Below are 19,420 nucleotides of genomic sequence, written 5' to 3'. Positions count from 1 at the left end.
AACCGAAGCGCTCATTATCCGGATACGCGTGAAAGCGGGCGACAGGCCGGAAATCGACTCTGTATTCGAAGCGGCGCATGAGCAGGAGGTTCCGCCTCCTGTGCGGCAGTATTTCGAGGTAAAGCCTTTCGGACATTTCTCGGACTTTCGCAGCTTCGACGAAGCCAAATCAGCCATTCATACCGATTTCACGCAAGCCTTGCGCATGGAGATTCCCAGGGTGTTCTTCGATCCTGCCCCCGTCGTGATCGATGATGCACTGGCGAGCGGTACCAAATATGATGCGTTGATGAAGATCACAGACAATGTCGATGGTTACGCTATCGGCATTCTCCTGAATGATCCGGATGCCTCGTTCCTCGAATATATCGGAACGCATCATGGAAAAGATTGGCAACAAATCATGGGCAATCTGGAAATCACGACAGCATCCCTGGCTTCTGAAATCAATCTGCTCTGATCTGCCGGCGAAATCGCTACCTGCAAGTGCCCGGATTTGCTCTTTTGGGCGTACCACATTCAGGCTTCCAGCAATGGAAGCCTTTTTCATTTCCTGCGGAGAAGTAGAACCGAAACTTCCGCCAGTGGAAACTGGCGAGATGTAAGGCATTGATGAAAGCGGAAGAAACTCACTCATAATTTGTGCCCAGTCGGTTATTGGAACGGATCGCTCCAGCATTACTTGGTGTATGTTGTTATCAGAATATGGGATTTTCGAGATATTCCCTCCTAAAATTGAGCCCAAAATTACGAGCGATGATGAAATCGCCCTACACAATTCGAGCGCAACTGATGGCATTGGTGGCTGCTGTTGCGTTGCCTATGGTTGGGATCCTTGCCTACACGATCTATGACAATGCCAAACAACAGATCGTAGAGGCTCAGACAATTGCGCGCACTCTCGTGGTGGCATCTGCATCAGACGTTGATCATGTGTTGATCACCAACCGCGATCTGCTGAGGCAGATCGCAAAACGATCTCTCATCCGCAAAATGGACGGCAAACATTGCGATCAGGTGTTGTCGGATCTTCACGACTTGTTCCCTAAATCAGCGAACATGACCTTGATCGACATACAGGGTACGGCGATCTGTTCAGTAGTGCCACAGACAAAAGGCAAGCAGGTTTCGGTTGCAAATGCAGCATGGTTCAAAAAATCCCTTGCGACTGATGGCTTGGTAGTGAGTGAGCCATTCGTCGGCCCGATCACGGGCAGGTGGGTGACGGTGTTGACCTATCCAATCCACGATGATGCCGGCAACAAGATCGGTTTTCTTGGCCTTCCGCTCGATCTGGCATTGTATGAACCCGATCTTTCTGATGCCCAACTGGTCCCTGGTACATCCATAGGCGTCATTACAGCAGGGGGGGCAGTAGTATGGCGGAACATAGATGCCGACAAATGGATCGGTAAGGATCTGAGCAACAACAAGGAATTCGAAAAGATACTCGCAGTAAAACAAGGCGCAATAGAGGGTAAAGGTTTCGACTCCATTCCCAGATTTTATTATGTCTCCCCCATAGCCTGGGCCGATTGGTACGTGTATGTGGGTATACCAACCAGTCCTTTTTACTCCCAACTTCGCAAAATGCTAGTCAGAAATATCCTGTTTAGCCTGGCGATGCTGTCATTTGTTTTTGGTGTCGCCTGGTTGATAGCGCGCCGGATATCCAATCCAATTAGCCAGCTTACCGCAGTCACTAGGGCAATCAGTCAAGGCAGCAGAGTTGCCAGGGCTGAGCTGGTAGGACCTCCAGAAATAAGAGAGGTGGCACAAGAATTCAATGAGATGCTCAAAATCCGCTGGCACACTGAAGCAGCTTTGCGAGAAAGTGAGATCAACCTTTCCGAAGCACTGAAGATAGCCCGGATGGGGCACTGGGAATATGAATTGATCACCGATGAATTTGTTTTAAATGATCAATATTATTCGCTGCATCATACTAGCGCTGAAAAAATGGGCGGCTACCGTATGCGTTCCGCTGAGTTCAGTCAACGACTTGTCCATCCGGGCGATGCTCATCTGATTGACGAATATATTCAGAGAAGCTTGAGCGTGAAAGCCCCAGAACTACATTTGCAGGCTGAAGCTAGAATAATCTGTGGCGATGGAAAAACTCGCTGGGTGCTAGTACGGTTCAAGATAGAACAGGATAACAACGGAGTCACCACCCGGCTACTTGGAGTCAATCAGGACATCACCGAGCGAAAACATGCCGAACAGACACGGCAAAAGCTTAATCGAGCGCTTGTTCTGGTAAGTGAATGTAATGCTCTGGTAATTCATGCTGACAATGAACAATCCTTGCTATCAGACATCTGCCGCCTGACAGTTGAATCAGGTGGTTTCCTGATGGCTTGGATAGGTTTCGCCGAGCATGATGCAAACAAGACAGTTCGTCCAGTTGCCCAAACCGGTTACGAAGAAGGGTATCTGGAAAGCGTCAATGTGACGTGGGCTGATACCGAACGTGGGCAGGGGCCTACAGGAAAAGCGATTCGAACCATGCAGACAGTCGTGAATCAGGATTGCCAGTTCAATTCGGATATGGCTCCATGGCGTGAAGCTGCGATCAAGCGTGGTTATCAATCGAGTATTGGCATCCCGCTTGTCATCAATGGCAAAGCGATAGGCGCTCTAACGATAAATTCAGCCGACCCCTTTACTTTCAGCAAGGGGGAGGTGGTGCTGCTGGAAGATTTAGCGGACAACCTTTCTTACGGGATACAGACGCTGCGCACAAGAAACGAACATCAGTCCGCCTTAACGTTTTTGCAAAAGAGCGAGCTGAGTCTCGAGCAGTCGAATCAACAACTGCGCGACTTGACCATCCGCCGCGAAGAAGCGAGAGAAGACGAGCGCAAGCGTATTGCGAGGGATCTGCACGACGAATTGGGCCAGATCCTGACGGTGTTACGCATGGATCTTTCCGTTATGAGAATGCAGTTCGGAGCAAGCAATCCCGCGCTTCTCGATCAGATCAAAAACATCCTGTCGCGCGTGGATTCAACCATCCAGGTCGTGCGTGATGTGGCGTCAAAACTCAGGCCAGGCGCTTTGGAGGCTGGTATCGTTGCGGCACTGGAGTGGCAAGTGGCCGAGTTTGCAAAGCGCAGCGATATCCATTTCGATCTGAAAATCGATGAATCGAACATCGATCTGGATGATGAACGGGCGACGGCTATCTTTCGTATCGTACAAGAATCGCTCACCAACGTGACCAGGCATGCCGCGGCAGCAAATGTATGCGTCTCGTTGTCCAGACTGCAAGATAACTATATCCTTGAGATCATCGATGATGGGAGGGGATTCGATACCGAAATGTTGAGTGGCAGAACCTTTGGGCTGATGGGGGTTCGCGAACGATCGATGATGTTGGAAGGCACCGTGGATATCCGGTCTTCACCTGGAAAAGGGACGCATGTGACTGTATATATCCCGGTTATGAAAAGGCAAAAGAGATGATAAGGGTATTTATTGCAGATGATCACGCCATCGTGCGTGAAGGACTCAAGCAGCTATTCACACTGTCCGGTATCTCGATGGCAGGAGAGGCGACGAATGGTGCGCAACTCTTGGAGTCATTACGCAAAGTTCAGGTAGACTTGTTGTTGCTGGACATGACGATGCCCGGGATCAGCGGGGTTGAGCTGATCGAGCGCATCCGGGCGCAGGATCCACAATTGCCGATACTCGTTCTAAGCATGCACAATGAGCCGCAGATCGCGAGACGTGCCCTGATTGCCGGCGCTGCCGGTTACTGTACAAAAGATAGCGATCCGGAAGTTCTGATCGAAGCTATCCGTAAAGTGGCATCAGGCGGACGATTCATCGCCCCCAGCCTGGCTGAAAAGATGGCTTTCGACACGGGACAGCACGCGCAGTACCTTCCAAGAGAGGTCCTTTCTGAGCGGGAATACACGATCTTGCACCTGTTGGTACAGGGCAAAAGTGTCAATGAGGTCGCCGCGGAGCTGGTTATCAGCAACAAGACCGTCAGTACCCACAAAGCACGGTTGATGCAAAAACTGAACCTTCAAAACAACGCAGAATTGATCCGTTACGGTGTCGAACACGGTTTGGTTTGACTGGAATCACTCTCGCGTCAGGAAATCCTTACCTGTTATTGTTCTCATTTCCTACAGCAAATTCAATATTGCCTGATGGCTGAGCCGAACCATCCATAGCATCCTGCTCGCCTGTCAAATCCAGGTAACAAATAATCATGCCGACTGTGGTTGTTGTCATCGCCGCGCTGGCTCTCTTTGCTGGTGCATACCTTGTTTTGGTGTCGTCATTTGGGTTCTTCAGACCGGCACCTGTCAGGGCCAGCCAGCATTATCAGGATCTATTCCATAACAGTGTGGCCGGTATTTTCGTCATCAATGCGGATGCCTTCGCTCAATTCACGATCGAAGAGATGAATGAGGCTGCAACAGGATTCATTTCAACGGCTTGTCAGGGAAGATTGATATCAGAGCTCGTACAAAACCTGCCCAATGAAAAGAGCACTTTTTTTGTGCGTCTGATCGACGCCTTGAACTCGGTCGTAACGAACGACTGCGATCTCGAATATGGAACTGCTTGTTGGCATATGACAGAAAACCGCTCGATTCCCTTAAAAGTGCGATTGATCCCCTCGGCGAAGATCGGCAACGACAGGAAGATCATGGGATTTCTGCAGAATGCCGGTGAAATCGAGGAAACCAGAGATCTGCTTACAGCCCGGGCAAACGACTTCATAGCGCTGGCGGAACAATCCCCTGACACCATCGCACGTTATGACCTGAAAGGCCATTGCATCTATGCCAATCGTGCCTTCAACAAGCTTGCCGCTGCATCGAGCCAGACGCAACCCTTTCTACCCGTGCATGACTATTATGGGATGAACCATCTGCAAAGGATATTGGGGGTGCTGGATAGTGGAATGGATGATGAGATGGAATGCACCTGGTTGACCGCGACAGGTGAGACGGTAACCAGCCATATTCGTTTAATCCCGGAGCATGGCGCAACCGGAGAAGTTATCGGTGTGTTGAGCATCGGGCGCGATATCAGCACACTGAAGGAAACTGAACGCCATTTGCGCGACTCCCGTGCGCTTCTGCGGGATCTGACTGCGCGCCGGGAGATTGAAGAAGGTCTGGTACGCAAGGAAATGGCGCGCAAGATGCATGAGGAATACGGACAGTTGCTGAGTGCATTGCGCATGAAACTTGCCATGCTATCCATGCGCTATGGGAAGGATTCTGCGATCTTGAAAGTGCAGATAGACGATGCGCTCGTTTTGCTGGATGGCACGATATCGCACATGCGCGATATCGTGTCGTCCATGTATCCATCGGTGCTTAACACTGGGATCTCATCAGCGCTGGAGTGGCTGGCAGACGATTGCCTGGCGGGTACCGGGATGCATTATGAAGTCCATGTCGATGAGGGTATCACAGGAATCAGCGAAGGCTTCACCGGCATCGTATTCAAGATAGTCCAGATCGCACTTTCCAACGTCCTGCTGCATGCCGAGGCAAATGCCGTTGCCATCACATTCGAGGAGCGCAATAAAGGATATCGCCTGGAAGTGCGGGATGACGGCAAGGGATTCGATCTGGATCGTTCGAGAAGAAACTCCCTGGGGATGGTCGCCATGGAAGAACTCAGCAACATGTTGAGCGGTGAGATCGTTTTTCTTAGCGAACCGGGCAAAGGTACTGTGGTGGAAGTCTGCTTTCCCCTGGTTGATGCGACTCAGCCTGTGATGTTCGAGGCCCTGTAGGAATATCCCTATAAAATATTTCCATATAACCTACTCAAGAATCAAGATTGCCTGATATTTTTTCACCTCATCCGCCGTCACCATACTAAAACCCTCAATCGTAATTGCAGCCACGCAATCAACAGGCTCCAGTTGCACAATTAAGAGGGGAAAGTCGGAGTTCGGGAGACGAGATGAATAGCAAGTTGCAACCAGATGGCAGTTATCAGCGGATAGCCGTTCCCCAAGTCGTACTCGGCCTGTCGGGTATCGTCAGCGTACTCGTGATCGGCGGAACGGGGGCGCTTGCGTTGGCTATCACGGGCGTCTTGGGATTGCTGTCCATCGCTGCCGTCATGCTCTCGGTTTCAAGTCACAAGCGGATATTGAATGAATCTGCAGCCGGGATGCAACTCCAGTTCGAGCACGAGCTCGGACAGGAAAGGGCACGACACATCGACGGTCTGGATGGCTTGTGCGTCGACGTACTGCCGGTCTGGTCCAACCAGATCGAAATGGCGCGTGTGCATACCGAATCTTCCATCACCGATCTGTCCATGCGCTTTGGCAATCTTTCACAAAGATTGTCTTCGGCGCTAGCCACTTCCGCGATGTCCTCTGGCAATGGCGAGCAATCAGATCTGGTCACGCTGTTGAAAGAAAGCCAGACAGAACTTAATTCCATCGTCACCTCGTTGCGTTCAGCGTTGGAAGTCAAACGCTCGATGCTGAATGAGATCTACGCGTTGTCACAATTCACCGGTGACCTGAAGAAGATGGCGCAGGATGTGGCTGACATCGCCGGGCAGACCAATCTGCTCGCATTGAATGCGGCCATCGAGGCTGCCCGCGCTGGTGAAGTAGGCCGCGGTTTTGCCGTGGTCGCCGATGAGGTGCGGAAACTCTCGAACCTGTCCGGCGATACGGGCAAAAAGATCAGTGCCACCGTGGAAACGGTGAACCAGGCCATTGCTTCCACGCTGCGTGTCTCCGAACAATACGCCAAGCAGGACACCGAGATGGTCGCGAATTCGGAACTGGTCATCGAACACGTCATGGCCAAGTTTGGCACGGCAACTTCCGGGTTGGCCGACTCGGCAGAGATACTGCGCAACGAAAGCCAGATCATAGGCAATGAGATTTCCGAGGTTCTGGTCGCGCTGCAATTCCAGGACCGTGTCAGCCAGATGCTGATGCATGTGCGCAATGACCTCGGCAAGCTGGAGGATCACCTGCACGAATGCGAGCATGATCGTGCTGCCGGAAACACTGCGAATTCCATGGATGCACGAGCATGGTTGAACGAACTGGCGCAGACCTACACCATGCCCGAACAGCATGCGGTGCATGACGGCAAACAGCATATTCCGGCAAACAATTCTTCCGATATCACTTTTTTCTAGGAGCATATAAATGGCAAAGACAATTCTGGTGGTGGACGATTCGGCATCCCTGCGTCAAGTAGTGAGCATCGCCCTGAAAGGGGCCGGTTACGATGTGATCGAGGCCTGCGACGGCAAGGATGCGCTGTCCAAACTGACCGGGCAGAAGATCCATCTGATCATCAGCGATGTGAACATGCCCAACATGGATGGCATCACTTTCGTCAAGGAAGCCAAGCAGAAAGCCGAATACAAATTCACGCCCGTCATCATGCTGACGACTGAAGCTGGTGAAGACAAGAAACAAGCAGGCCAGGCCGCTGGTGCCAAGGCATGGGTGGTCAAGCCATTCCAGCCGGCACAGATGCTGACCGCAGTATCCAAACTGGTCCTGCCTTAACACTGCCCGAAATACAAACTGGAGTGTCCATGTCACAACGCGAGAATTCATCAAGTGGGAAGGCCGGGTTCGCTATCGAAGGCGAGTTGACGATCTACCGTGCCGCTGAGCTGAAGGATGTCATCTATCCACACATCAACCATGCCGATGTGATCGAAATCGATCTGTCGCGCGTGAGCGAGATCGATTCCGCAGGGCTGCAACTCCTCGTTTCGGCAAAACTGGAAGCCATGATCCGCGACAAGCAATTGCATCTGGTCGGACATAGCAAGCCGGTGCAGGAGATGCTCGATCTGTGCGATCTCGGCGGTTTCTTCGGCGATCAGATCGTGATCTTCTCCCACCCTTCGCATTAAGGAATAAGCAATGAATCTCGACGAAGCGCTCAAGACGTTCATCATCGAAAGCCGCGAACTGCTGGAACAGATGGAAGATGCGCTATTGCGTATCGAACAGGCAGAACATGATCCGGAGATCATCAATGCGATCTTCCGGGCGGCACACACGATCAAGGGCTCTGCGGGTCTGTTCGGACTGGAATACATCGTCGCATTCACCCATGTGGCGGAAAGCGTTCTGGACAAGGTACGCAGTGGTGAATTGACGATCGAGGCCGATCTGGTTGCACTACTTCTATCCGCACGCGACCACATCGGTGCACTGGTCGATCATGCGGCGCAAGGGCAGGAGCCTGACGAAGACAGCCATCGACACAGTGCCGAACTGGTCAAACAGCTCAATCTGTATCTCGGCCATAAGGCGGAGGAGGCCACCCTGAAGAACGCTGTGCCGGCAGCGCAGTCCCCGCAGATCGAGCGCGCAATCGGGGACGGGGTCGAGACTGATAATTGGCATATCTCTCTCCGCTTCGGTGTGAATGTACTCAGGAATGGAATGGATCCATTGTCATTCATCCGCTATCTCAATACCTTCGGCAAGGTCATCAATGTGGTGACCATCGTAGAGTCTATCCCGCCGATCTCGCAGCTGGATCCGGAGTCATGCCACCTTGGGTTCGAGATCAGTTACCAGACCGATGCAGACAAGACGGCCATCGAAGGTGCGTTCGAGTTTGTCCGCGACGATTGCCAGATACGCATCATGCCGCCGCACAGCAAGATGATCGAATATATAAATCTGATCCGCGATCTGCCGGAAAAGGAGATGCGCCTGGGCGAGATCCTTGTCCAGTGCGGTACGCTGACGGAGAGTGAACTGGAGCAGACTCTGCGCAACCAGGCGCAATGTGCTGATGATCATAAACGTCCTCTTGGCGAGACCCTGCTGGAGGAGAAGGTCGTGCGTCCTGCAGTCGTATCCGCAGCACTGGAGAAACAGAAACAGGTCAAAGAACAGAAAACGGCTGAAAGCAACCTGATCCGTGTCGATGCAGACAAGCTGGATCACCTGATCAATCTCATCGGAGAACTTACGATAGCCAGCGCCGGGACAGTACTGGTTGCACAGCGGGCAGGGATCTCCGAATTGCAGGAAGCTGCCTCGACCATGTCCCGTTTGGTAGAGGAAGTTCGGGACTCCGCGCTCACACTGCGCATGGTCCAGATCGGTGCCACCTTCAACCGTTTTCAGCGCGTGGTACGTGATGTCAGCAAAGAACTGGGCAAGGAAATCGAGCTCATCATCAGCGGTGCGGAGACCGAACTGGACAAGACCGTGGTGGAAAAGATCGGCGACCCGCTCACGCATCTGGTGCGCAACTCCATGGATCACGGCATCGAGTCCGCCGAGGTGCGCATCGCTGCCGGCAAACCGGCCAAAGGGACGCTGCGCCTGAATGCCTATCATGATTCCGGCAGTATCGTCATCGAAGTTTCGGATGACGGCGGTGGCCTGAAGAAAGACAAGATACTGGGCAAGGCCATCGAACGCGGACTGGTGCAGCCGGATGCAAATCTCAGCGACAAGGAGATATTCAACCTGATCTTCGAAGCCGGGTTCTCCACTGCCGATGTGGTGAGCAACCTTTCCGGCCGCGGTGTCGGCATGGATGTGGTCCGACGCAATATCACAGCCTTGCGCGGCAGCATCGATCTTTCCAGCGAAGAGGGAAAAGGGACGACGATACGCATCCGGCTCCCGCTCACGCTGGCGATCATCGATGGGTTCCTGGTCGGAGTGGGTAAATCATCCTTCGTCATACCTCTCGACCTTGTGGTCGAGTGCATCGAGCTTTCCGAGGCAGACAAGCGGGCGGCAAAAGAACGCAACTATCTTTCCCTGCGCGGGCAGGTGCTGCCTTACCTGCGCCTGCGCGACTTGTTCGATGTGACCGGCGCTCCGGTCCGGCGCGAGAACGTCGTGGTGGTGCAATACGGCGAATCGCGTGCCGGACTGGTGGTGGATACCTTGCAGGGAGAGTTCCAGACCGTGATCAAGCCGCTGGGACGTATCTTCAACCACCTGAACGGTATTGGCGGGTCGACCATACTCGGAAGCGGCGAAGTGGCATTGATCCTGGATGTGCCCCGCCTTGTTCAACAGGTGTCAGTACAGACGGAAAAGACCGGTACAGAAGTCGTGTGAAAAGTTTGGAATTTGAAGAATACGTGAACATTAGGAGACTGTGATGGGCGCATTGGTAAAGACAGATAACGCAGCAAAGATGGAGCAAGTGGCGGCAGTTCAGCAATTCCTGACGTTCACGCTGGGCAGTGAGATGTTTGCAGTAGGCACGTTGAGCGTGAAAGAGATCATCGAGTATGGACAGCTGACCGAAGTGCCGATGATGCCCGGCTTTATCCGTGGTGTGATCAATCTGCGCGGGGCAGTCGTGCCGGTACTGGATCTGAGTGTGCGGTTTGGACGTGGTGCGACACAGGTCACGCGCCGCACTTGCATCGTCATCATCGAAGTGCCCACGGGTGATGAAAAACACGATATCGGCGTGCTTGTGGATGCGGTGAGCGAAGTGCTGGAGATACCCGCCAGCGAGATCGAGCCTCCACCTGCATTTGGCGCAAAGATACGCACCGACTTCATTCAGGGTATGGGCAAGGTAGATGGCAGATTCGTGATTCTGCTTGATGTTGGAAAAGTTCTGTCAGTGGATGAGATCGCATCGTTGGCCGCGGTTTCAACACAGGGCGCATTAGCGGCAGCCGGGTAATGCAGTGTTGAGGAAAGTGATCGAGTCATTCAATAAACGAGTTTCGAGAGAGGTGTGAAATGCTTAAGGATATGAAGATAGGTATGCGGTTGGGGATAGGCTTCGCTTTGGTGTTGATCCTGCTGGTGGTTATTTCGGCGGTTTCTTTCATACGCGTAGGCCAAGTCAGTAATGAGATCGAGGACATGGTGGGCGACAAGTTCCCCAAAACAGTGATTGCGAACGGGATTGTCAGTCAGGTCAACGTGATCGCGCGAGCATTGCGCAATGCAGCTCTTGTATCCAGCAAGGATGAAATGAAAAAGGAGCTTGATCGTGTCGCTGATTCGCGTGCAAAGATCATTGATGGCTTCGACAAGCTGGAAAAAACCATCAAAACGGAAGATGGCAAAAAGGCACTTGCCAAGGCGATGGATGCACGCAAGGCTTTCGTTGCGTATCAGGATCGATTCATCGAATTGCAGAAAGCCGGCAAACGCGATGAGGCGATCGAATTAATGGTTACAGTGATGCGTCAGTCCCAAGGCCAATACATCAGCGCAGTGAACGACTTGATCGACTTTCAATCGCAACTGATGACCAACAGCGGGGAGGCCGCCAGCCAGGCTGCATCGCAGACCCGGACGTTGATCCTGGTGCTGGGTTTGATCGCGATAAGTATTGCGGTCTTCTTTGCCTGGTGGGTGACTCGCAGCATCACGCGTCCGTTGAATGAAGCTGTAGATGTGGCGAACAAGCTGGCGGAAGGCGACATGACCGTCAAGATCGAAGTGACATCCAAGGACGAGACAGGTGAGTTGCTGGCGGCCATGCAAACGATGACCGAAAAGCTGTCCCAGGTGATCGGTGAGGTACGCAGCTCGGCCGATGCATTATCGAGTGCTTCTGAGGAGGTCAGTGCGACCGCCCAAAGCATGAGCCAGGCAACGTCGGAACAGGCCGCCAGCGTCGAGGAAACCAGTGCATCGGTTGAGCAGATGAGCGCATCGATCCAGCAGAATGCAGAAAATGCAAAGGTGACCAACGGCATGGCTGAAAACACGTCGATCCAGGCCAATGAGGGCGGCCAGGCGGTGAAGGAGACGGTCGCTGCGATGAAGAGCATCGCCGACAAGATCGGCATCATCGATGATATCGCCTACCAGACCAATTTGTTGGCGCTGAATGCCGCCATCGAAGCCGCACGTGCGGGAGAGCACGGCAAAGGCTTCGCGGTGGTCGCGGCTGAAGTGCGCAAACTGGCGGAGCGCAGCCAGGTAGCCGCGCAGGAGATCGGCGAGGTCGCCAAAGGCAGCGTCGCTCTGGCAGAAAAAGCCGGGAAGTTGCTGGACGAGATCGTTCCTGCGATCACCAAGACATCCGATCTGGTGCAGGAGATCGCGGCTGCCTCGAATGAACAATCGTCGGGGGTGGGACAGATCAATACCGCGATGAGCCAGCTCAACCAGATCACCCAGCAGAATGCGAGTTCCTCTGAAGAGCTTGCAGCGACTGCTGAGGAAATGAGCGGGCAGGCCGAGAATCTCCAGCAACTGGTCGGTTTCTTCAAGGTGGACGGCGTCACTGAAGTCAAGCAAGTCGCTCAACAAGGCGGCAAGCGCAGCGCGGTCATCATGCCGCTCCGGAAGCCGGCGAAGCCCATGGCCGTTGCAGCGGATATCGACGAAAGCAGTTTTCAGCGGTTTTGATTGTTGTGGCAAATAATCGCACCCGAAGATCTTATGTCGATCGGGTGCGAACGGAATGGAAAGCATGGAAACAGGAACACTCGATAGGCTGACGCATATGACTGTTACATCACAACCCAGTCTGAGCGACCAGGAGTTTCGCCAGTTCCAGACGATGATCTATGAGATCGCCGGAATCAGCATGTCGGACGCCAAGAAACCTCTGGTGAGCGGGCGTCTGGTGAAACGCCTCAAACAACATGGGCTGAAAAGCTACGGCGATTACTTCCGTATCCTGATGCAAAAGGACCGGCGCGATGAGTTGCAGATCGCGATCGATCTGTTGACCACCAACGAGACTTTCTTTTTCCGCGAGCCCAGACATTTCGATTTCCTGCGCCAACAAGCTCCCAGCCTGAGTCGGCCAGACAGGCCTTTCCGAGTCTGGAGTGCCGCCAGCTCATCCGGTGAAGAGCCCTACACCATCGCCATGAGCCTGGCAGATGTACTGGGCGACTCGGCATGGGAGGTGATCGGGTCGGACATCAGCACCCGCGTGCTGGAAAAGGCACGCAGCGGACATTATCCGATGAAACGGATCGAGGGTATCCCGCGACATTATCTCAGCCGTTTTTGTTTAAAGGGGGTAGGGCAGCAGGAAGGGACTTTTCTGATCGATCGCCATGTGCGGAATCGGGTCACGTTCATGCAAGTCAACTTGAACGAGACTTTGCCGAAGCTGGGCGAGTTCGATGTGATCTTCCTTCGCAACGTGATGATCTATTTCGATATGGAAACCAAGCGGAGTGTGGTGGAGCGCATGTTGCCCTTGCTGCGGCCAGGCGGCTATTTCATCGTCAGCCACTCCGAAAGCCTGAACGGTATCACCGATGTACTCAAGGTCGTCACTCCTTCGGTATATCGCAAACCCAATGCATAAACCCGACCACGTGATCGAGATATTCCTGCAACCGGGTGACTTCTACTTCGGTGACAAGGACACGCGCATCCGCACCTTGCTGGGGTCTTGTGTCTCGATCATCTGCTGGCACCCTATCAAACGGATCGGGGGGATGTGCCATTACATGTTGCCTAGCCGCGGCGAGCGTCGAGGCGAAGAGCTGGACGGAAAATATGCCGACGAAGCGATGGAGATGTTTTTGCGCGAGATTCGGGCCGCGAATACCAAACCATCTGAATATCAGGTGAAGATCTTCGGGGCGGGGAATATGTTTCCCCTGGGAGGTAATGGCGAATGCCAACGCTGCACGCCGGCAAGCGCCTATCAAAAGGAATCTGGAAAGTGTCCCAAGGTGCCTTGTCGCAATCGGGAAACTGCGTATCACCTGGTGCAAAAACATGGATTCATGCTTCAGGCCGAACATCTTGGTGGTAAGGGACATCGCCAGTTGCTGTTCGACATCTGGAGTGGGGACGCATGGATGCGGCATGTGTCCTCTTCAACACCGCTTATGCCCCTCAAAGAAGTCGCCTGAAAATGAGCAAGATACGTGTGATGATCGTGGACGATTCTGCCGTCGTAAGACAGGTGCTGGCGGCGACGCTGGAAGAAGATTCCGAGATCGAGGTGAGCGGTGTCGCTTCCGACCCGGTCTTTGCCATTGAGAAGATGGGCAAGTCCTGGCCCGATGTCATCGTGCTGGATGTCGAGATGCCGCGCATGGATGGCATCACCTTCCTGAAGAAGATCATGGCTGAACATCCCACGCCGGTGGTGATCTGCTCCACGCTCACTGAAAAAGGCGCTGAAACGAGCATGCAGGCATTGGCTGCCGGCGCAGTGAGCGTTATTACAAAACCGAAGATCGGGCTAAAGAATTATCTGCAGGATGCCGCGGACAATCTGGTTAGCACCGTCAAGGCGGCCGCTCGATCCAATGTCCGGCGTTTGCAACCGGCAGCTGGATCGGTCGCACCGAAATTGTCCGCAGATGCGATATTGTCCGTCGCTGCACATCATGCGATGGCGCAGACTACTGAGACCGTGGTGGCGATCGGCACTTCGACAGGCGGTACGCAGGCATTGGAAGCCGTACTGACCGCGCTTCCACGGCTTTCTCCCGGAATCGTCATCGTGCAACACATGCCCGAGAAGTTCACCGAAGCATTTGCCAATCGCCTGAACGGGATCTGCCAGATCGAGGTGCGCGAAGCCAGGAATGGCGATCGAGTGGTTCCCGGGCTTGCGCTGATCGCCCCAGGCGGAAGACACATGATGCTGAAGCGCAGTGGGGCGCAGTACCACGTCGATGTTATCGAGGGACCTTTGGTCAATCGTCATCGACCTTCGGTGGATGTGCTGTTCCGTTCCACTGCAAAATGCGCAGGCTCTAATGCTCTTGGCATCATCATGACCGGAATGGGGGACGATGGTGCGCGAGGGCTGAAAGAGATGCGCGAAGCAGGTGCCAAAACCGTCGCTCAGGATGAATCCACTTGCGTCGTTTATGGAATGCCAAAGGAGGCGGTAAGACTCGATGCCGTGGATCGCATCCTCCCGCTGGATGAAATTGCTCATGCAATCCACCCCGGCACTCTGTGGCAAAGGAAGCCCGCATGACAGATTTCCATAACGATCCCGAAATCGCTGCTTCCGTTTATGGAATAATTGACCTTATAAAAATAAGGCCTATGGTGCGGGGGCAATCATGCAGCAAATACTGAACTCATTAACCAATCGAGTCCGACACTGTATGGTCGAGTGTGGAGAATGTCTCGGCACAGACGAGCGCAATGGTGTTCATCACTATCTGTTGCCTGTCGTGCTGATGACATTAGCCTTGTGGGTTCGTTTGACCATCGCTCCTGTCCAGGCCGGATTACAATATCTGACCTTTTTCCCCGCAGTTGCGCTTTCATGCATCCTTGGTGGCTACCGGGCAGGATTGGTCGCCGTAATCATTGGAGCCACTTGCGCCACTTACATATTCACCCCACCTTATTACTCTTTCTCGATCGAGTCGTTCCAGGCCAGTCTATGGTCGAATACCGTCTTTTTCATGGATGGACTCATTGTGTCCTTTGCTGTGGAAGCCATGCATCGCTATCGCCAGAAATATGCAAGTGAACTCAAGACTGCCGAGGAGTCAGCAGCGTGGCTGCGCATCGCATCTGTTGCTTTTGAATCGCAAGAGGGAATCATGATTACGGATTCCAAAGGACGGATCCTGCGCGTGAACAAGGCATTCACCGAATCTACAGGATATTCGGTTGACGAGATCATCGGCCAAACGCCACGCTTGCTCAAGTCCAATCGCCACGATTCCGCATTCTATGCCGCGATGTGGGAAAGCATCACTCGCTCCGGATCCTGGCAAGGCGAGGTATGGGATCGACGCAAGAATGGCGAGATCTACCCAAAATGGTTGAGCATCACGGCAATCAAGGACGCGGACGGAAATGTCACCAACTACGTTGGCACTCATACCGACATTTCGGAGCGCAAGACTGCTGAAGAAGAGATCAGGAACCTGGCTTTCTACGACCCGCTGACTCAATTGCCCAACCGGCGCTTGTTGCAGGATAGATTGCAACACGCAATGTCGTCCACGGAACGCAATAGAAAAGGGGGAGCGCTGTTGTTCCTTGATCTCGATAATTTCAAATCCATCAACGATACCCTGGGACATACTGCAGGTGACAATCTGCTCCAGCAAGTAGCGCAACGCCTGACATCTTGCGTGAGAGAAGACGACACTGTCTCAAGAATTGGCGGTGATGAGTTCGTGGTGATGCTGGAATATCTGAGTAATGAGGTTCTTGAGGCAGCTGCACAGGCAGAAACGATAGGCGAGAAGATAATTGCAGAACTCAATCAACCCTACTATCTGGGCGGTCAAGAACTGTATAACACACCAAGCATCGGCATAACGTTGTTTGACGATAACCGCAATGGATATGAAGATCTGTTCAAGCAAGCGGATATCGCCATGTATCAGGCGAAGAAATCAGGTCGCAACACCTTGCGTTTCTTTGATCCAAAGATGCAAGGAAGCATCAATACACGTGTGGCTCTTGAACGGGAACTTCGAAAAGCGTTAGACAGCCAGCAATTCAGGCTTCATTACCAGATCCAGGTGGACAGTTCAGGCTTGCCATTCGGGGTCGAGGCATTGATTCGCTGGCTGCATCCTGAACGGGGGCTGGTGCCTCCGTTCGAGTTCATCTCCCTTGCCGAAGAAACGGGACTGATCTGCCCTATCGGCGAATGGGTGCTTGAGACAGCATGCAAGCAACTCAAGCTATGGGAGCGCCATGAACTTACCCAGGACCTGATCATGTCGGTGAATGTCAGTGCCAAGCAGTTCTACCAGTCCGATTTTGTGGTTAAGGTGCTGGAAGCAATCCATCGTCATGACGTCAATCCAAGTCTGCTGAAGCTGGAACTTACCGAGAGCATGTTGCTGGACAAGATCGAAGATACAATTAGTACCATGAACGCACTAAAAGCAGTTGGTGTCCGATTCTCATTGGACGACTTTGGTACTGGCTATTCGTCTTTGCAATACCTCAAGCGATTGCCACTCAATCAACTCAAGATCGATCGGTCATTCGTGCGGGATATCGCTGTTGATAGCAGTGATGAAGCAATCGTCAGTACCATCATTGCCATGGCCCACAGTCTAAATCTGGATGTCATCGCAGAAGGGGTTGAGACAGACGAACAAAAGCAGATTCTGCTAAACAAAGGCTGCATCCATTATCAGGGTTATCTGTTTGGCAAGCCGGTGCCGATTGAACAACTGGAAGTCATGCTGAAGCAGGATTGTTTATGTTAAAGGCCGCCCGCAACGTGAGCCGTTTAACTGTTAAACATATTTCTTGAATTACCTCGCATCAGCTCTTTAAAAATGGACGAAAATAGGACGCTTTGTTCATTTTGGCATGCACTCGTAAAATAGTCAGGATTCAAGTTAGAATGGGCTTGTAGTTCAAACATCGTTTCAACTTCGGGAGAAAAACATGAAAAAGACTCTGCTTGCTACGTTGTTGCTTGGATTCTCTACCCAGCTGTTCGCTGCCGACTCGATCAAAATTGCTATCACAGGTCCTTTCTCTGGCGGTTCAGCGCCAATGGGAGTATCGATGCGCGATGGCGCCAAGCTCGCCATCGATGAGATCAATGCGGCGGGGGGCATTCTCGTAGGAAAAAAGAAATTAAAGTTCGAAGTCATCGAACGCGACGATGAAGCGAAGAACGATCGCGGTGCGCTGATCGCGCAGGAACTTGCTTCGATGGACGGCCTCTCCGGCGTGATCGGCTCGGTCAACACCGGGGTAGTCCTTGCCGGTGACAAACACCTGCAGGAAAAAGGCATCACCAAGATCGTTTGCCCTGCTGCCGGTTCTGCCTCGATGACGCAATGGGCTGACAAAGCCGACAAGCCGGGAGTAAAGGATTTGTCGATCTTCCGTTTCGCCGCGAGTGACGGTATCCAGGCCGCGATGGTGGTCGAGGAAGCGATCAACCGTAAATTCACCAACGTTGCCATCATTCATGATGCAACCAACTACGGTGTTTCCGGACGCGACGACCTGCTGAACCAGATCAAGCTGCAAGGCAACAAACTGAACGTGGTCGCCACTGAAAAATTCAACATCGGTGACAAGGACATGACCGCACAGTTGCTGAGGGCCAAAACAGCGGGCGCACAGGCAGTACTGATTTGGGGTATCGGCCCTGAGCTTGCCGCGGTCGCCAACAACATGGACAAGATCGGCCTGAAGGTTCCGCTGATCGGCGGTTGGACGCTGTCAATGTCGAACTACATCGACAATGCAGGCAAGAACGCCAATGGCACGTTGACACCGCAGACCTTCATCGAAGAGCCCATCACCGCCAGGGCCAAGCGCTTCATCGACGGTTATCACAAAGCCTATCACGTGGACAGCATTCCTTCCCCGATGTCGGCTGCCGAGGGTTATGACGCCATGCTGGTCTTCGCTGCAGCAGTGAAACAGGCGCAGAGCACCGACACCAAAAAGATCAAGCTGGCACTGGAAGACTTGAAGGATCCGGTCAAGGGCGTGATCGCCACCTGGAAGCATCCATACTCGAAGTGGAATCCTGCAGATGAACAAACACACGAAGCGTTCCGTCGTGAAAATGTCGTCATGGGCATGATCATGAACGGTCGAGTGATTTTCGCGAATGAAGCGGACAAGCAACGTCTCATCAAGCAAGAAAAGTAATCCATGGAAGTAATCCTCCAACTGGGGGTAAGCGGGGCCCTGATGGGCCTCGTTTACGCTTTGATCGCTTACGGTTTTCAACTCACGTTCGCAACCAGCAAGAGCATCAATTTCGGGCAGGGCGAGCTGGTCATGCTTTCAGCTTTCATCAGTCTGTCCATACAGAACCTTGGAGTGCCTTACTGGCTGATGGTACCTGCCGGATTGTTGTGCGGTGTCTTGCTTGGCCTAGTGGTAGAGCGCGTAGCCGTGCGTCTTGCGCTGGAACAAAAAAGCGAAGGCTGGATATTGATGACCATCATCTTCGGACTGTTTGCTTTTTCTGCAGCCGAAAATATCTGGGGCAGGGACGACAAGCCGTTTCCCACGCCCATTTCCTCTGAGCCTATCCATTTCTTCGGTATCAGCGTCACCCCCGTCGAGTTGTCGGTAGCCATCGGGGTGCTTTCGGTGATGGGGCTGATCGAGTTGTTCAAGCGCAAGACCTTGTGGGGCAAGGCCTTTGAAGCAGTCTCGGCCGATCGCGATGCGGCCGAACTGATGGGTATTTCGGCAAGAAGAACCATCATGCTGTCCTATGGTTTATCCGGTCTGGTTGCTGCGATGGCCGGCATTCTGGTTTCGCCCATAACGACCGTCGGCCCAACGATGGCCTCTGCGCTCATACTCAAGGCGTTCGCGGTGGCCGTGGTGGCCGGTCTCGATTCCGGATTCGGTGTCGTGCTGGTCGGACTTTTCCTTGGCGCACTGGAAAGCCTGGCGAGCTTCTACATCGGCAGCGGCTGGCGCGAAGCGCCCGGATTGATCTTGCTCATTTTGGCATTGGCCATGAAACCAAATGGGGTGTTTGGCAAGGCCAGCATAAGGAAAGTATAA

General features: G+C 53.1%; 16 protein-coding genes. All 16 read left to right on the top strand.

The genetic code is table 11. The annotated features are described in order from the left end of the window. Nucleotides 1-28 precede the first annotated feature (28 nt). Nucleotides 29-460 carry a hypothetical protein gene (locus tag SLIT_RS07970; protein WP_223293779.1) on the top strand — a complete coding sequence of 144 codons (432 nt, stop codon included), beginning with the start codon at nt 29-31 and terminating at the stop codon, nt 458-460. 296 nt (nt 461-756) lie between these two features. Further along, nucleotides 757-3,468 (top strand): histidine kinase, encoded by a 2,712-nt coding sequence (locus SLIT_RS07965; RefSeq protein WP_190272122.1) that lies wholly within the window; start codon nt 757-759, stop codon nt 3,466-3,468. Continuing rightward, nucleotides 3,465-4,091 carry a response regulator gene (locus tag SLIT_RS07960; RefSeq protein ID WP_013029724.1) on the top strand — a complete coding sequence of 209 codons (627 nt, stop codon included), beginning with the start codon at nt 3,465-3,467 and terminating at the stop codon, nt 4,089-4,091. The genes SLIT_RS07965 and SLIT_RS07960 overlap by 4 nt, the downstream gene beginning before the upstream one ends. A 137-nt stretch (nt 4,092-4,228) precedes the next feature. Further along, nucleotides 4,229-5,776: a PAS domain-containing sensor histidine kinase gene (locus SLIT_RS07955; protein WP_013029723.1), complete on the top strand. Its 1,548-nt coding sequence runs from the start codon at nt 4,229-4,231 to the stop codon at nt 5,774-5,776. A gap of 173 nt (nt 5,777-5,949) precedes the next feature. Next, entirely contained in the window at nt 5,950-7,158 is a 1,209-nt protein-coding gene (locus tag SLIT_RS16200) for a methyl-accepting chemotaxis protein (protein ID WP_013029722.1), read from the top strand. Between the two features lie 10 nt (nt 7,159-7,168). Beyond that, on the top strand, nt 7,169-7,537 hold the full coding sequence (locus SLIT_RS07945; RefSeq protein ID WP_013029721.1) for a response regulator: 369 nt from the start codon (nt 7,169-7,171) through the stop codon (nt 7,535-7,537). Nucleotides 7,538-7,566: 29 nt separating this feature from the next. Beyond that, nucleotides 7,567-7,893, top strand: a complete 327-nt coding sequence (locus SLIT_RS07940) for an STAS domain-containing protein (RefSeq protein WP_013029720.1) — start codon at nt 7,567-7,569, stop codon at nt 7,891-7,893. Nucleotides 7,894-7,903: 10 nt separating this feature from the next. Beyond that, nucleotides 7,904-10,081 carry a chemotaxis protein CheA gene (locus SLIT_RS07935; protein WP_013029719.1) on the top strand — a complete coding sequence of 726 codons (2,178 nt, stop codon included), beginning with the start codon at nt 7,904-7,906 and terminating at the stop codon, nt 10,079-10,081. A gap of 43 nt (nt 10,082-10,124) precedes the next feature. After that, nucleotides 10,125-10,664 (top strand): chemotaxis protein CheW, encoded by a 540-nt coding sequence (locus SLIT_RS07930; RefSeq protein WP_013029718.1) that lies wholly within the window; start codon nt 10,125-10,127, stop codon nt 10,662-10,664. Between the two features lie 71 nt (nt 10,665-10,735). Beyond that, the gene (locus SLIT_RS07925; protein ID WP_263053154.1) at nt 10,736-12,352 is read left to right on the top strand and encodes a methyl-accepting chemotaxis protein; all 1,617 of its coding nucleotides are present in this window, start codon (nt 10,736-10,738) and stop codon (nt 12,350-12,352) included. A gap of 64 nt (nt 12,353-12,416) precedes the next feature. Continuing rightward, nucleotides 12,417-13,271 carry a CheR family methyltransferase gene (locus SLIT_RS07920; protein ID WP_223293778.1) on the top strand — a complete coding sequence of 285 codons (855 nt, stop codon included), beginning with the start codon at nt 12,417-12,419 and terminating at the stop codon, nt 13,269-13,271. Continuing rightward, on the top strand, nt 13,264-13,827 hold the full coding sequence (locus SLIT_RS07915) for a chemotaxis protein CheD (RefSeq protein WP_013029715.1): 564 nt from the start codon (nt 13,264-13,266) through the stop codon (nt 13,825-13,827). Before SLIT_RS07920 ends, SLIT_RS07915 begins: the two co-directional genes overlap by 8 nt. Before the next feature lie 2 nt (nt 13,828-13,829). Next, a complete protein-coding gene (locus SLIT_RS07910) occupies nt 13,830-14,912 on the top strand; it encodes a protein-glutamate methylesterase/protein-glutamine glutaminase (protein WP_013029714.1) in 1,083 nt (360 codons plus the stop codon). An 88-nt stretch (nt 14,913-15,000) separates the two neighbouring features. Further along, nucleotides 15,001-17,130: a putative bifunctional diguanylate cyclase/phosphodiesterase gene (locus SLIT_RS07905; protein ID WP_150102975.1), complete on the top strand. Its 2,130-nt coding sequence runs from the start codon at nt 15,001-15,003 to the stop codon at nt 17,128-17,130. A 184-nt stretch (nt 17,131-17,314) separates the two neighbouring features. Beyond that, nucleotides 17,315-18,544: an ABC transporter substrate-binding protein gene (locus SLIT_RS07900; protein ID WP_013029712.1), complete on the top strand. Its 1,230-nt coding sequence runs from the start codon at nt 17,315-17,317 to the stop codon at nt 18,542-18,544. A gap of 3 nt (nt 18,545-18,547) precedes the next feature. After that, a complete protein-coding gene (locus SLIT_RS07895; protein ID WP_013029711.1) occupies nt 18,548-19,420 on the top strand; it encodes a branched-chain amino acid ABC transporter permease in 873 nt (290 codons plus the stop codon).

This window comes from Sideroxydans lithotrophicus ES-1 (genome assembly GCF_000025705.1).
Lineage (GTDB): Bacteria > Pseudomonadota > Gammaproteobacteria > Burkholderiales > Gallionellaceae > Sideroxyarcus > Sideroxyarcus lithotrophicus.
This window is presented reverse-complemented; position numbering and strand designations above follow the sequence as displayed.

Bases quoted from the DNA above. Each gene is read 5' to 3' on its own strand.
- SLIT_RS07965 (WP_190272122.1), top strand. From the start codon at position 757: ATGATGAAATCGCCCTACACAATTCGAGCGCAACTGATGGCATTGGTG.
- SLIT_RS07960 (WP_013029724.1), top strand. From the start codon at position 3,465: ATGATAAGGGTATTTATTGCAGATGATCACGCCATCGTGCGTGAAGGA.
- SLIT_RS07955 (WP_013029723.1), top strand. From the start codon at position 4,229: ATGCCGACTGTGGTTGTTGTCATCGCCGCGCTGGCTCTCTTTGCTGGT.
- SLIT_RS16200 (WP_013029722.1), top strand. From the start codon at position 5,950: ATGAATAGCAAGTTGCAACCAGATGGCAGTTATCAGCGGATAGCCGTT.
- SLIT_RS07945 (WP_013029721.1), top strand. From the start codon at position 7,169: ATGGCAAAGACAATTCTGGTGGTGGACGATTCGGCATCCCTGCGTCAA.
- SLIT_RS07940 (WP_013029720.1), top strand. From the start codon at position 7,567: ATGTCACAACGCGAGAATTCATCAAGTGGGAAGGCCGGGTTCGCTATC.
- SLIT_RS07935 (WP_013029719.1), top strand. From the start codon at position 7,904: ATGAATCTCGACGAAGCGCTCAAGACGTTCATCATCGAAAGCCGCGAA.
- SLIT_RS07930 (WP_013029718.1), top strand. From the start codon at position 10,125: ATGGGCGCATTGGTAAAGACAGATAACGCAGCAAAGATGGAGCAAGTG.
- SLIT_RS07925 (WP_263053154.1), top strand. From the start codon at position 10,736: ATGAAGATAGGTATGCGGTTGGGGATAGGCTTCGCTTTGGTGTTGATC.
- SLIT_RS07920 (WP_223293778.1), top strand. From the start codon at position 12,417: ATGGAAACAGGAACACTCGATAGGCTGACGCATATGACTGTTACATCA.
- SLIT_RS07915 (WP_013029715.1), top strand. From the start codon at position 13,264: ATGCATAAACCCGACCACGTGATCGAGATATTCCTGCAACCGGGTGAC.
- SLIT_RS07910 (WP_013029714.1), top strand. From the start codon at position 13,830: ATGAGCAAGATACGTGTGATGATCGTGGACGATTCTGCCGTCGTAAGA.
- SLIT_RS07905 (WP_150102975.1), top strand. From the start codon at position 15,001: ATGCAGCAAATACTGAACTCATTAACCAATCGAGTCCGACACTGTATG.
- SLIT_RS07900 (WP_013029712.1), top strand. From the start codon at position 17,315: ATGAAAAAGACTCTGCTTGCTACGTTGTTGCTTGGATTCTCTACCCAG.
- SLIT_RS07895 (WP_013029711.1), top strand. From the start codon at position 18,548: ATGGAAGTAATCCTCCAACTGGGGGTAAGCGGGGCCCTGATGGGCCTC.